Source organism: Bacillus sp. FJAT-27986 (assembly GCF_001685035.1).
GTDB lineage: Bacteria > Bacillota > Bacilli > Bacillales > Pradoshiaceae > Pradoshia.
Map to the genome: position 1 here is coordinate 914527 of NZ_MAYV01000001.1, position 13929 is coordinate 928455.

Sequence of the window (13929 nt, forward strand, 5' to 3'; positions counted from 1 at the left end):
TGTATATTTTCCCTTTAAAAATAGTAATGAAAAACCAAAGAAAGGTTACCCTAAGCTTAATCCACGAAAAGGAGTGAGTAATATGGGTAAAGACCGACAAGAAAAGAAGCTGAGAAACAGCAAGCGCGTTGAATCTGACCGTGATCAAGCACTACATAATAATGGTTCTACGCGTTTGGACACAGCTGATGAAGCACGAAAAGACCAATAATCTTGTAGCTTATATAAACTTCTTCTCAGGAGGCGTCCAAATGTTTTTTACTCTCATGAAAACCTTACACCTCGGGATTATTGGCGGCGCTCTTTATTTGTTAGTAGAGCTAATATGGAGGGGACATACTCATTGGACAATGGGGGTGCTTGGTGGTATTTGCTTCACTCTGTTTGGGTTCCTGACTCTAATTAAGATCCCGCTGTATCTGAAAGCTTTGGCAGGTACTCTTTTAGTGACCTTCCTAGAGCTATGCGCCGGTCTTATTTTAAATATATGGCTAAAGCTATCTATATGGGATTATAGTGCCCTTCCTTTTAATCTTTATGGACAAATTTGTGTACCCTATGCTCTATTATGGTTGCCTTTATCAATAGCTGGAATTATCCTATATCCGCGTTTACACTCTTGGTTATTCCAGAAAAATCACTCAAACCTTCGCATAAATTAATAAAGGAGACCAATGAGCTTCATTGGTCCCTCACCTATTCAATCATCAATCTAATTTGTTCTTCCGTTATAATAGGCACTTTAAGAGATTTTGCCTTTCTATATTTGACTGTCCCTACCCCTTTTGACCCCATTAATAAGTAATCTGTTTGGTTCGTAACCGCTCCCGCCAGTACTCCACCAGCTTGTTCAATTAATTTCCTGAAATCATATCTTCTTATTGAAAGTGTACCAGTTATAACCACAGTCTTACCTTTTATTCCATGCTGCTCTCGATTGAATACCGGTTTATTCCTGCAATCGCTATTTGTACAATATAGTTGCTCACCATCATTCTTTACTTTATCCCCACAATTAGGGCAAAATTCAGGTAGGACAAAGCAAGTTTCTGTACCTGTCCGTTTTTCTATTTCCACCCCTATAATAGTTTGTACATCCGACATCAAAACCTGGTCGCCAATTCGAATATCCATTAACTTGATTAAAGAGAATCCATGCATCCGAAGGGAATAATAACGTTCTCCTGCTAGATCAATCGCTTTTATTCTGACAATAGGCTCAATCCTTCCAGATGGAATTACCTCAGGACAAATATCATCAACTGTTAAAATTGCTTCATCAGATGAAAAAGGTAATATGAACCCTTCGTTGCAGTCATGTGAATCAGCAGAAAGTATTTGCAGACCTGATACGGAATAGCCTATCTCTTGACGGTGATACTCCATAAAAGTCTCGTAAAATAAATGAATTCCTTCAATACTATTTTCAATTTGCTCATAATAGACCACGTGAAATCCTTGATTCTTTAGAAACTCTACCTGTTCAATCTCATTATAACCACTGTCATTATCCAAGCCGAATATATCAACAATATTTGAAACAATGACCCTTAGCTTTCTTTGCTCATAATCCATCTGCTGCTGGAGTATTTTTTTCGTTAAATCTTTATGATGTAAATACAGGCCATTTCGATTCAACTTTTCAAAATCCGAGAAGGTGTGAATGACATGTGCCCTCACCTTTAATAATCCCTTAAACAAAATCTTGTCAGGGACATCTACACTGATTCGAACCACTTGAGTTACATCCACTTCAAAATGGTTTTGATCAACCATGATTACCTTATTAAGAAGTCCATTTTGATATGTCATTTCTACTGTTAAACCATTGATGAGTAATTTGATAAGCAAAGGATTGCCAGCTTGCTTTAAGTATTCTTTAAGTCGTAGTTGGTATTTATCTGTATGAGTCATTGTCAGTTCCTTTATAAAATCCTATTTGACTTGTAAATTGTATATCTATATTTTAACAGGTTGTTTGAACATTTTATTTATGGAAAATTTAACATCTACTATCTGTGATAACGTTCAATTTTTTCCTTCAAACAGGTCTTCCACTTATTCAGTCGCGCACTGGTACATAATCCTTACTGCATTATAGATAATTGAGGTAATTATAGATAAAGAAACCTTATACCAAAAAGTCATCTTTCGATGTATGATAGTTGTTATGACAACTTAGAAGAAGGATGTGGACTATGAAAAAGTGGATTGCGATTATCACCATACTCATACTAGCCATTCTGACTGCAGCCAGCTTCTACTTTTATAAAGTAGCCGTTTATCGTTCTGATAAGGATTTTCTAGATGATAATCCAGATTTAGATGTCTCAACCGACAACTCTCTACTGGAACAGGCACTTTCATGGATGAGCAAATCAAACTTTGAGACTGTATCAATCACTTCTATGGATGGTCTGAAATTAAAAGGCTATTATTTGGAAGCTAATGAACCAACCAATCAAACCGTTATTATTGCGCATGGATACGCAGGCAAGGCTAAGAATATGGCTGCATACGCAAAATATTATCATGAAACTTTAAATTATCATGTGCTTATGCCGGATGCGCGTGGACATGGTGCTAGCGAAGGGGATTATATTGGTTTTGGTTGGCCAGAGCGCAAGGATTATCTTCAATGGATTGATTATATAATCGATCGTAAAGGAGAAGATTCAAACATCGCCCTGCATGGTGTTTCGATGGGGGCATCTACTGTCTTAATGACAAGCGGCGAAGAGCTGACAAATCAAGTAAAAGCAATTATTGCCGATTGCGGATATACGTCTGCCAAAGATGTTCTATCCTATCAATTGAAAAGAATGTATCATCTTCCAAGCTTCCCAATTATCCAAACTACTAGTTTGTTAACAAAAATCCGGGCAGGGTACTCTTTTGGAGAAGCTTCAGCTATCGAGCAGGTCAAGAAGACAAATTTACCCATCCTCTATATCCATGGTGAAGCTGATACCTTTGTTCCAGTTGAAATGGTACATGAGCTTTATGAGGCTACTCCATCAGAAAAAGACCTCTATTCAGTACCGAAAGCAGAGCATGGCAATGCCTATGATATAAATCCAGCATTGTATGAAGAAAAAGTTAGTTCATTTTTAACAAACTATATGCCAAACAAATAATAAAAGCCCTTGTCCTCCATTTCATCTGGAGAATAAGGGCTTTTCAAGTTTACTTCCGTTCTTTTCTTTTTCGAATATACCAAACAATACACAGGATAAATAGCACAATGAGTATGACATAGATTACATTTGAGAAAGTGTCCATATAGTTTACAATCTCATGCCAATTTTCTCCCACACTTGCTCCCAGGTTGACCAGGATGGTATTCCAGACAACTGTCCCTATTGTTGTAAACAAAATGAATAATGGAAAATTCATATTGGACATCCCTGCAGGAATAGAAATTAGGCTCCGAATTAAGGGAATTAGACGGCAGAATAAGACTGTCCAAATACCATACTTATCAAACCAGGCATCAGCCTTATAAATGTCTTCTTTTGTAAGACGAAGGATCTTCCCATACCGATCAATTATTTTTTCCAAACGACTGACATCAAGCAATCGGCCAATGAAATATAAAATGATTGCACCGGAAACCGAACCTATTGTAGATACCAATATGACACCAACTACCGTTAACTGAGTTTCATGTGTCATATATCCTCCAAACGTTAAAATCACTTCAGACGGAATAGGAGGAAATACATTTTCTAAAGCAATTAGGAGAAACACTCCCCAATAACCAAATTGATTCATCAAGTCCATTATCCAAGACTCCAATTGGACCATCCTTTCTATGTATCAGTTATGTGTTATGACCAATCAGAAATACCTTTAAAGCACTATCATAATATTCCTTCTTTGGACAATCATAGTAATCTTCATTATACAATATCAACATAAAGCTAGGAGAAAGTAAAATAAATGCCCTTAGCCTCTCCTATAATATAGGCTAGGAAGAAAAACATATAGATGTATATTTCCAAATTACTGCTGGTGTCTATCATTATTATCATTATAGGGTCTCAACTCAGCAGATATATTTATGCAACCTATGAGTAAATCACGATACGTATTTGACTCCCTTTCTTTCCTGACTTGTCGGTATCATCTATGGAATATCGAAGAGAAGTGATTCTGCTGTTAAGGGGGCATAATAATTATGTTTTCAATCCTATTATTTATTGGTGCCCTTCTTTTTCTATATCTGTTTATGTATAGATTATTGTATGTAGTATATAACGAAATAGCTTTAAATTGGTTTCAAAAATCTATTGAAGTAATGTTTTCGATATTATATTATATTGAAATAATAATTACCAAGTTATACGAGGAGGATTAAATTATGCTTAAAAATCCAATCCTATGGACAAGCATCACAGCCATACTTACTGTTCTAGTTTATATCGATACTTTTTTTCTTGGCGTATTTTTATTCACTATTCCTATGGCAGTGGTAGTTGCTATTATTTCAACAATTATATCTGTACTACAAAAAAAATATAAATACATATTTTATAACTTAGTTTTAGCTATAATTGCATGTTTGTGTTATCTCATATTTCCGTGGTAGTAATAACTTTTCAAAGGATGCCTATTTGGGTGTCCTTTTTTAGTTGGCTAGTTTCCAGAAAAATGTCTTATTAATACGTTCACTCATTAATTAACATTCCTATATTCCGTAACCATTTCTTCAAACATTTGATACTTAAACTTTTTTAAATCTAAATATCTTTTATTATCAATCCTTTTTACCGCTTCCTCTTGATTTACCTTTTTAAATACACTTTTCATATTTATTAAATTCTTCGGTGGATCCAGCCAATTTGAATCTACAATCCTGATAAAACTGGTTAAGTCTGGGGTTATTGGACACACAATCTAGTCTTAAATACATATATCGACCGGAAAATTTCTCTTCAATCCACCGAATTATTTTACACCCCAGTCCCTGCCCTCTATATTCATTATTTACAGCAAGGCGATGTAAATATAAGGAACTATCCTCTTGATTCCCCCATAAATCGAGATCCCATTCACTTTGAATAGATGATAAAGTAAAGGTCCCTATTAGATTATTTTCATACTTTGCTACATAGGTCTCATTGTTGAGAATAGCACGCTCTATATCGAGATCCTCTCCTCCGGACAATAAATAAGACCATTGATCAATTTCCTCAGATTTGAGCCATGACGCAGCCCCTTTTAATAGTTCGATAATCTCCATGGTTTCTGAATCCTTGGCTAATCGAATTTGTAGTTTCATCTATCGCATACTCCTTTGCGAATTTAATAAATCTGGTTACAGGTTAATAGACAAGGTATAGCTTTTATTCAGGGACAAACTCTCTGTGAATCACGTTTGAAAAAGTTTATATCTTAATCTTACGATTGAACTGAAACGTCGATTACTATCTATGTCTCTTTATAATACCTCAAAAATGCTTGTCCGATTATTGGGCGGACCTCCTTCACTACACGATTATATGCTGAAGGAGATAGAAAAATGAGTTTTAAGAAAATCAATACAGTGATATTGCCCATAAGTACTTTAAAAATAAAACCAGCCGCGCAAAAAAACACAGCTGGTTTGCCTCTAATACAATCAATCTATGACTGGACTTCCGTTGTCCTTTCACGCCATACAAAGGAAATCAGCAAGCTAATTCCCAATAATATAGCCGCAAAAATATATGGGTAGATGAGATCAATATCAAATAAAATCCCACCAATTGCCGGTCCGATAATATTCCCAACACTCGTGAATGCTGAGTTCATACCACTGACAAATCCCTGATCTTTTCCGGCTATACGAGATAGATAAGTCGTTATTGCCGGTCTGATTAAGTCAAAAGCAAGGAATACCATAAACGTTACCGCCAACACGCTCCAATAAGCGGATGCTCTTGTTAAAAGGAACGCAAAAACAGCTCCTACCAGTAAACATAGCTTAACCAGCCATATTTCCCCGATTACTCTTGTAATTCTCTCGAATAAAAATACTTGTGCGATGACTCCTAATATGGCACTAACCGTAATGAGCATCGCTATATCTTTAGCAGTGAAGCCATATTTTTGATCAACGAATAAGCTATACATAGATTCAAAGGTAGATAGACCAAGTGAAGATGATAAGATAATTAGGAACGGAATAAGGTAAATAATCGTAAATAGCTTATGATATCCTTTCTTGCCAGGTACTTCTTTTGAAGAATTCGTTTCTACTGTGCGCTCAGGTTCCTTCAACATTAAAATGGAGAAGATTCCCGCGAAAATCCCTAGTCCAGCGGCGAAATAAAAAGGCACTCGCGTACCTATATCCGCTAAGAAACCACCAATTCCCGGTCCAATGATAAAGCCTGTATTAATTGCTGCTGATAAATACCCCAATGCTCTTGGACGTTCCTTCATTGTGGTAATATCTGCGATAAATGCTGTTACTGCAGGCATAATAAATGCCGCACTAACTCCACCTAAAATTCTGGACAGGAACAGTACCCATACCTGTTCTCCCAAACCGAATATCAACTCTGATATGCCAAATAAAAACATACCGATTATAATCATACGCTTACGTCCGTATAAATCCACCCATTTCCCTGCAAATGGTGAGAAAATGAGCTGTGCGACCGCAAACGCTGAAACGAGGTAGCCCATAATCGTGCCATCGAGGTTAAGTTCTCGCATAAGTGTAGGCATAACTGGTATTACAAGGCCAATCCCTAAAAATGCAATAAACATATTACTTAATAAAAGGATAAGTACTTTATTCTGATTCTTGCTGCCTGACATCGTTTTACTCCTTTTCTTGTATACTAGTTTATAATTCCTACTAATAAAAATAAACCCTATAGTTACTATAGGGTCAAGTAGATTTTATTCGTACTTTCAATTCAACGATAAAATCATCTTCATTGACTGCCGTATCGGTAAAAGGCATATACAACTCATAGACGATTTTTTCAGTTGGTATTTTTCTGTTTATAATATAAGAATAAAGCGTCTCATAAGAGGATTCATATACTCCTTCTGCTGAATGGAAGGCAATACATACGTATTCACCGGCAGGTAATTCACCAATCTCCATATATTTATTTGAGACCGTGATTTCCTCGTCCGTGAGAACTGGTGTAAAGATAGATGTATATTGCCAATCTAGCATAGAATCATATTTTTTTAATGGATACGTCGCACAATAGACACTATCAAATACCGTCCCATGGTCTTCTAATACTTTCATTAAATGGCCGTATTCTTTTACTGGAATAATAGTGGCAGATGAAGGTGCCTGATTATAAGTAAGAATACGCTGTTTATCATATTTTTTTATATACACTTTTTCTAATTGTTCAGGAGAGGGTTGATTTAGTATTTGCTTCTTCTTATAACGCAGAATGGCCTTAACATCCTCCAGCCGACGCAGCTGCTGCTCAATTTTACTTTCCTGCGCATCTAAAAATTCAGCCATCTCCCCCGCTGATAACTGTAATACAGATTTTATCTCACTCAACGGGACTCCGACATGCTTCAGTGATTTAATGATATCCAAATAAAACAGCTGCGTATTGCTATAATATCGGTATTGGTTATCAGGATCGGTATAGGAAGGTTTAAATAAGCCAATCTTATCGTAAAACCGTAGTGTTTGAACGGATGTATTTGTAAGCTTTGACACTTCACCAATCAAAAAATATTGTTTCTCCATTTCTGACTCCTTATTGTCTCTTTCATGCAATTAGATATACTTCATTATAGACTATCAAAGACCGTTTATAAGCCAAAATAAAACTGATTCTAAACGAATCAATGCAATCTGCTCGAATCACCTTTAATTTGTAATCCGTTCAAACTCCAGTCCCAAAAGCTTCTCTTTTATATCAAGTCCACCCCCATAACCGACCAATTTTCCAGTAGCACCGATTACACGGTGGCAGGGAACGATAATAAAAATCGGATTCTTATTATTCGCCATTCCTACTGCTCGAGAGGCACTAGGATTCCCTATCCTCTCTGCCACCTGTTTATAGCTTCTTGTCTCTCCATAAGGAATCTGCAATAATTCCTTCCATACACTCTGTTGAAATGGAGTACCATGAGGATTCAGTTTTACAGAAAATTGTTGCCGTTCCCCTTTAAAATATTCCTCCAGTTGCATAACAGTTTCTTTAATTAACTGTGTTTCCTTAATCTCAGCTTTTATTGGCTTTTCACCTAAAAACACATCTGTAATCCCGATCCCATCTTCTGCGATTCCTACTTTACCTATTAGCGTCGTATAATAATAGGCATATTTATTCCCCACCTAAAATATCCTCCTTTACATTAATCATTCTGTTCATTATTATCTAAAATACCTAATAAATGAGTCATACTCATTATCTAAAGTAAAACCATTATTTTTATACAGTCTTCGCGCTTGTTCATTGTCAGGTGCTGTTTGAAGGGATAATGATTTTGCCCCCGTTTCCGTGCATAAGTTAATAGCTGCATCCATTAACAGCTGTCCAATTCCCTCTCGTCTTGCTTCTTGTATAACATACAAATCATTAAGTATCCAAGTTCGTTTCATGGCAATAGAGGAGAACGACGGGTAAAGCTGTATAAATCCCACATACCTTTTATGATTCACAGCCACAAAAATAATTGAATCCCTCTTTTCTAAGCGCTCACTAATAAAAGTCATTGCACCATCAAAATCACTTGGTTGATGATAAAATTCTCGATACGAATTAAATAATTGGCTAACCCCTTCACGATTCTTTAGAGTGGCCTGATAAATTTCCAACTATTTTATCCTCCTCTTGATTAATTAGTGATTGGAAAATCCATTGCACAGCATCCTTTAAATCTTCAGCAATATACTCTATTGTCATTCTCTTAATTTTTTTCTGATGTTTCAATAATGTCGCATGTCCTGATCCCGTTTTTACAAGTATTTTTAAACAATTTGCCTGTTTAGCTGCTGCCATATCACTCCATCTATCCCCAATCACAATGCAATTTTCTAAGTTTAATAGATGTTTAGAAGCAGCCTTCAATAACATTCCTATCCCTGGCTTTCTGCACTTACATCCATCTTCCGGAGAATGAGGACATATTAAAACATTATCGAAACCAAAGCCTTTTAACTCATCGATAAAATCTTGCTCGGTTGCCATTCCTCTAGAAATCCCTGGCTGATTTGTAAATGCGAAAATTTTTATATTATTTTCTTTAATCTGCTCGATACAAGAATGCGTAAAGGGAAAACACTCAAATTTACCCGGATAATGAATCGTATCATCTCCACCTATTGTTCCGTCTCGATCAATAAAAACTGCTTCAATTTTATTTATCTTATTCATAATATATAATCCCCTTCTTCTTACAATTTCTATATATCAATTACAAAATCCTTTTATATAAAAAACAGGAAGCAAATTGCTTCCTGCATCGTCTCTATTCTTTCACTCTCAACAATCTTAAACTATTTAATGTCACGATTAACGTCGCACCCATATCAGCAAAGATAGCAATCCATAATGTTAACCAGCCTGGAATGACTAATAATAGGGCAATCGCTTTAATTGCCAATGAGAAGGTGATGTTTTGTTTGATGATGGTCAGCGCCTTACGACTTAACTTAATTGTATATGGCAATTTACTTAAATCATCAGACATTAAAGCTATATCAGCTGTTTCCAAGGCTGTGTCTGTTCCAGCACCGCCCATGGCAACACCAAGATTAGCTGCAGCCAGCGCAGGAGCATCATTAATTCCATCTCCAATCATAGCTACACGCAAATTACTTTTACGGAGATTTTTAATATAGTTTAATTTATCCTCTGGTAGTAAGTCAGCCTTTATATCTGAAACACCAACTTCATGACCAATTGCTGCTGCTGTTCCTTCATTATCTCCTGTGAGCATAATCGTTTTTTGTATTCCAATTTGATGAAGCTTCTTAATAACCTCTTTAGAGGATTCCCTCACTTCATCAGCCACTGCAATGATAGCTAATATTTCTTTTTCCGTACCAAGAATCATCATCGTTTTACCTTGGGTTTGAAGTGACTGAATCTGATTCCTTTGCTCTGTTTTAATCTGATCCATTAACAAATCTTCAAATAAGTGCAAGCTTCCTACATAATACGTTTCTTTATTAACGCTAGCCTTTATTCCCTTACCTGTAATGGATTGAAATTCATCCACGATTATATCTTTATAACTCAGACCCATTTCTTCAGCTTTTTTTGTTACCGCTGAGGCCAATGGATGCTGTGAACCATTTTCTATTGCAGCAGCAATCATGAATAACTCATTTTTATTTTCAGCAAAGGCGATATAATCTGTTACAGTAGGGATACCTTTTGTAAGGGTACCTGTTTTATCGAAGGCTATTGCATTTAAATGTCCAGCTTCTTCAAGATGAATACCACCTTTAATCAAAACACCATTTTTAGCAGCATTCCCTATGGCTGTTACAATAGCAACCGGTGTAGATACAACCAAAGCACATGGACAGCCTACCACTAAAGCAGCCAACCCTTGATAAATCCAAGCACTCCACTCCGCACCGAAAAATAATGGAGGTACAATGGCAATTAAGAACGCAATCACGATGATTGCAGGGGTGTAATACTTAGCAAATTTATCTACAAAAGCTTGTGAAGGAGCTTTTTCCGCTTGAGCCTCTTCTACTAAATGAATGATTTTAGATAATGTTGTATCTTCTACTCGTTTTGTAACCTCTACTTCGAGCAATCCCTCTTCATTTAATGTACCCGCATACACATCATCATCGATGGCTTTAAAAACCGGAACACTTTCACCCGTAATGGCTGCCTGATTTAAAGTTGACGTTCCTTTTATCACTTTACCGTCCATTGCTATTTTTTGTCCCGGCTTTACAATCATGACGTCACCGATCACAATATTTTCGACATCCACCATAATTTCATGATGCCCACGCCTAATCAAGGCTTCTTTCGGAGCAATATCCATTAAAGATTCAATCGATTGTCGCGCTTTATCCATTGAATAACGCTCCAATGCTTCACTAATGGCAAAAAGGACAACTACAGTAGCTCCTTCACTCCACTCCCCAATCAACGCTGCACCAATAATGGCAATGGTCATCAAGGAATTCATGTCAAAGGTTAATTTCCCTAAATTTTTCAGGCCGTTTATAAAAAGGGTATAACCACCTATTAAAATCGCTGCTCCATATCCAATTGTAGGAATTATCTGATCTTCACCATATATCTGGCCTAAAAACCAGCTAATCACTATTAATATAGCTGAGATATAAACTTTGTAGGTTTCTTTCTGTTTCCAAAACGGAGTCTTTTCGATTTTTTTCTCTTTTTCATCTCGTATTTTTAAATGCTCAAAAGCACCCGCTTTTTCTATATCTTCAATTGTAGCTGAGCCTTGCACATAAATCTTGGATGCTCCGAAATTCACCTTAGCTTCTTTGACTCCATCTAGATTTTTTACATTGTTCTCAAATATATTGGCACAATTAGCACAACTCAACCCTTCAATACGGTATGTTTTTTGATCTGTTTTTACATGTTCATTCATTTCATTTCACCTCTTTCTTGTGCGTTAAGGCAATCATGATGATTTGTTTAATATGTTCATCATCCAATGAATATAGAGCTAATTTGCCCTCTTTTCGATATTTAACAATGTCTTGTTTATAAAGAGTCCTTAGATGGTGAGAAGCAGTCGCAACTGATGAACCAATAATATTCGCTATATCACAAACACATAGCTCTTCATCCTGGCATAAAGCATACGTTATTTTCGCTCTATTCTCATCAGCTAGCGCTTTGAATAATTGAGCAACGCTGGACAAATTTTCTCTTTGTATATCTGTCCTTATGCGATCAACCTTAGTTTGATCAAACCCGTATACATCACATGTATCCTTTTTACTCATTATTTCACCCTCTTCATTCAAACCTTCGTTTGATTATATTATATATCCCTTCTACTTATCATTCAAATATATGTTTGAATATTGAAAAAGGTTTGGGTTATTTTATTATTTGAGCAAAAGTCTATTTCCTTTACTTTCTCGCAGGTATAATCTTATACGGTTATTTTCTAACCTTCCTACTTTCCCAATAATTTTGATTTGATGGTAAAATGAAATACAGAAATGCCCTGTAATCCAACAAAGAATAGAGATGGGGTTGATGGATTGTTGGCAAGGTGTACACACTGTAATTTCAAGTGGAAAGTTAAAGACATTTGGTCACTCGGCTTTACTAAGGAAGGAAAGGATTGTCCAAGCTGCAAAAACAAGCAATATGTATCTTTTAAAGATAGAGGTTTTATATTGGGGTTGGGTTATTTAAGCGGAACAATTGCTATACTAATTATTATTTTTTTCCCTTTTTTTATTAAATTAAGCAATCAGGATGAAACCATATTTTAATTGACGACACCGAGGAAGTTCTCCTGCTTTAAAGTCCTGGAAGTTTTCGTGCTAAGCGATATCTACAAAAAAAAAGACTGTCGACATTGTCGGCAGCCTCTAAATTGAACTAAGTAAATCTTTATTGTACAAAAAATTAATATTACAATTCAATCGGTTCATTTTGAATTTCACGGTTCCACCGCATCCTCATATTCGGATAAGCAATTCCGCATAAAATAATAATTACGCCTATCCATTGTGCTCCAGTTACTACTTCATTAAGCACAAGAGCAGACATTAATACAGCCATAGGCAATTCTGAAGCACTTAAGATAGTCCCGAGCCCACTTCCTATCTTAGGCATACCTATATTAAAGAATATAGGAGGAATTAAGGAAGCACATAAACCTGCAACTATACTATATATAAATAAGCCATCCATCAATGTACCATTTAGAAGGAATACTGGCGGGAATACGATTAAAATGAGTAACGCTGCCCCCGTTGTCATAAATGCACTCTTATAAATAGGATGAATTTCGATATTGCTGCGTCCACTTACTACAATGAAAGAGGCAAATGATGTCGCAGATAGGAGTCCCCAAACTATACCCACTAATGAAACTTCGCCATTACTTGCCAAGATACCTGATGCAAGAATGGATCCTAATAAAATGATCACAGTGGCAATAATATTTTTCTTACCAGGAGCCTTTTTATCGAAAATATATTGTAATACAAAACTAATCCATGTAAATTGCAAAAGCAAAATGATGGCAAACGATGCATCTACATAGGTCAGCGATTTATTATAAAAGATTCCCGTCAGTCCCATTGGGAAGCCGCTGATTAATAAAATTATTATTTGCTTACCTGACAACTTAACCTTAGGTACAAATAATGCTACAATCCACAGCATAACAGCACCCAACAAATACTGACTACCTGTAATTTCACCCTGAGTGAACCCTTCCCCATAGGCAAGTTTCACAAAAGTAGAAACCACCCCATACGAACAACCGCCTAAAAAAACAAGTAAAGCATATCTCCAAATCCCCATAAAAACCTCCTAAAATAAAAAGCTGAAACGGCTCGCTCAGAAACGAGGAGCATAAGAAAGAGACTCGAAGGGGAGGTTCATCCCCCGTAGAGGCTATGCTTATGTCCTGAGTTTCTAGCCGTTGAAGCTAGATTGCATATAAAGCTAAAACTCAAGGAACGAAGACTAAGAACGCCACGTCCTGTGGCAACGTCTTCATGACCTACATCCTGTAGGCCCGCGAGGAGTATAAGACAAAGGCACAGAGGGAGTTTCATCCCCGTAGTGGCTTTGCTATGTCCCGAGCTCCTAGGCCCTGAAGCTGGATTAAATATAAAGCTGAAGCGACTGCCCAGGTCCGACAAGCATAAGAGGAGGTGCGTAAGGAGAGCGTTTTTTTCTCTCCTGCAGCAGCTACACTTATGTCTCGAGGACCTAGGAGCTGAAGCTGGCCAAAATAAAA

Annotated in this window: 14 protein-coding genes; 3 read left to right on the forward strand and 11 right to left on the reverse strand. The window is 36.6% G+C overall.

Annotated elements, in window-relative coordinates:
* Positions 1 to 82 precede the first annotated feature (82 nt).
* Positions 83 to 211, forward strand: a complete 129-nt coding sequence (locus A8L44_RS04415) for a YpzI family protein (RefSeq protein ID WP_066102064.1) — start codon at positions 83 to 85, stop codon at positions 209 to 211.
* 40 nt (positions 212 to 251) lie between these two features.
* Entirely contained in the window at positions 252 to 662 is a 411-nt protein-coding gene (locus A8L44_RS04420; RefSeq protein WP_066102067.1) for a putative ABC transporter permease, read from the forward strand.
* 34 nt (positions 663 to 696) lie between these two features.
* Here the strand turns inward: A8L44_RS04420 and A8L44_RS04425 are convergent, their stop codons facing one another.
* Complete coding sequence (locus A8L44_RS04425; protein ID WP_066102070.1) at positions 697 to 1914, reverse strand: BRCT domain-containing protein; 1218 nt, start codon at positions 1912 to 1914, stop codon at positions 697 to 699.
* A 284-nt stretch (positions 1915 to 2198) separates the two neighbouring features.
* Here A8L44_RS04425 and A8L44_RS04430 point away from each other — a divergent pair, with 284 nt between their 5' ends.
* On the forward strand, positions 2199 to 3137 hold the full coding sequence (locus tag A8L44_RS04430; protein WP_066102073.1) for an alpha/beta hydrolase: 939 nt from the start codon (positions 2199 to 2201) through the stop codon (positions 3135 to 3137).
* A gap of 49 nt (positions 3138 to 3186) precedes the next feature.
* Here the strand turns inward: A8L44_RS04430 and A8L44_RS04435 are convergent, their stop codons facing one another.
* The 10 genes from A8L44_RS04435 to A8L44_RS04490 form a co-directional block, all read right to left on the reverse strand.
* Positions 3187 to 3798 carry a DedA family protein gene (locus A8L44_RS04435; protein ID WP_066102076.1) on the reverse strand — a complete coding sequence of 204 codons (612 nt, stop codon included), beginning with the start codon at positions 3796 to 3798 and terminating at the stop codon, positions 3187 to 3189.
* A 997-nt stretch (positions 3799 to 4795) separates the two neighbouring features.
* Complete coding sequence (locus A8L44_RS04450) at positions 4796 to 5284, reverse strand: GNAT family N-acetyltransferase (RefSeq protein ID WP_066102086.1); 489 nt, start codon at positions 5282 to 5284, stop codon at positions 4796 to 4798.
* A gap of 344 nt (positions 5285 to 5628) precedes the next feature.
* Entirely contained in the window at positions 5629 to 6810 is a 1182-nt protein-coding gene (locus A8L44_RS04455) for an MFS transporter (RefSeq protein WP_066102090.1), read from the reverse strand.
* Between the two features lie 73 nt (positions 6811 to 6883).
* Positions 6884 to 7723, reverse strand: a complete 840-nt coding sequence (locus A8L44_RS04460; protein ID WP_066102093.1) for a MerR family transcriptional regulator — start codon at positions 7721 to 7723, stop codon at positions 6884 to 6886.
* A gap of 123 nt (positions 7724 to 7846) precedes the next feature.
* A complete protein-coding gene (locus A8L44_RS04465) occupies positions 7847 to 8320 on the reverse strand; it encodes a methylated-DNA--[protein]-cysteine S-methyltransferase (protein WP_066102096.1) in 474 nt (157 codons plus the stop codon).
* 39 nt (positions 8321 to 8359) lie between these two features.
* Entirely contained in the window at positions 8360 to 8803 is a 444-nt protein-coding gene (locus tag A8L44_RS04470; RefSeq protein WP_066102099.1) for a GNAT family N-acetyltransferase, read from the reverse strand.
* The gene (locus A8L44_RS04475) at positions 8769 to 9353 is read right to left on the reverse strand and encodes an HAD-IIIA family hydrolase (protein ID WP_066102425.1); all 585 of its coding nucleotides are present in this window, start codon (positions 9351 to 9353) and stop codon (positions 8769 to 8771) included. Before A8L44_RS04475 ends, A8L44_RS04470 begins: the two co-directional genes overlap by 35 nt.
* 103 nt (positions 9354 to 9456) lie before the next feature.
* The gene (locus A8L44_RS04480; RefSeq protein ID WP_066102102.1) at positions 9457 to 11583 is read right to left on the reverse strand and encodes a heavy metal translocating P-type ATPase; all 2127 of its coding nucleotides are present in this window, start codon (positions 11581 to 11583) and stop codon (positions 9457 to 9459) included.
* Position 11584: 1 nt separating this feature from the next.
* Positions 11585 to 11944 carry an ArsR/SmtB family transcription factor gene (locus tag A8L44_RS04485; protein ID WP_066102105.1) on the reverse strand — a complete coding sequence of 120 codons (360 nt, stop codon included), beginning with the start codon at positions 11942 to 11944 and terminating at the stop codon, positions 11585 to 11587.
* 643 nt (positions 11945 to 12587) lie between these two features.
* Entirely contained in the window at positions 12588 to 13487 is a 900-nt protein-coding gene (locus tag A8L44_RS04490) for an EamA family transporter (protein WP_066102108.1), read from the reverse strand.
* Positions 13488 to 13929 lie beyond the last annotated feature (442 nt).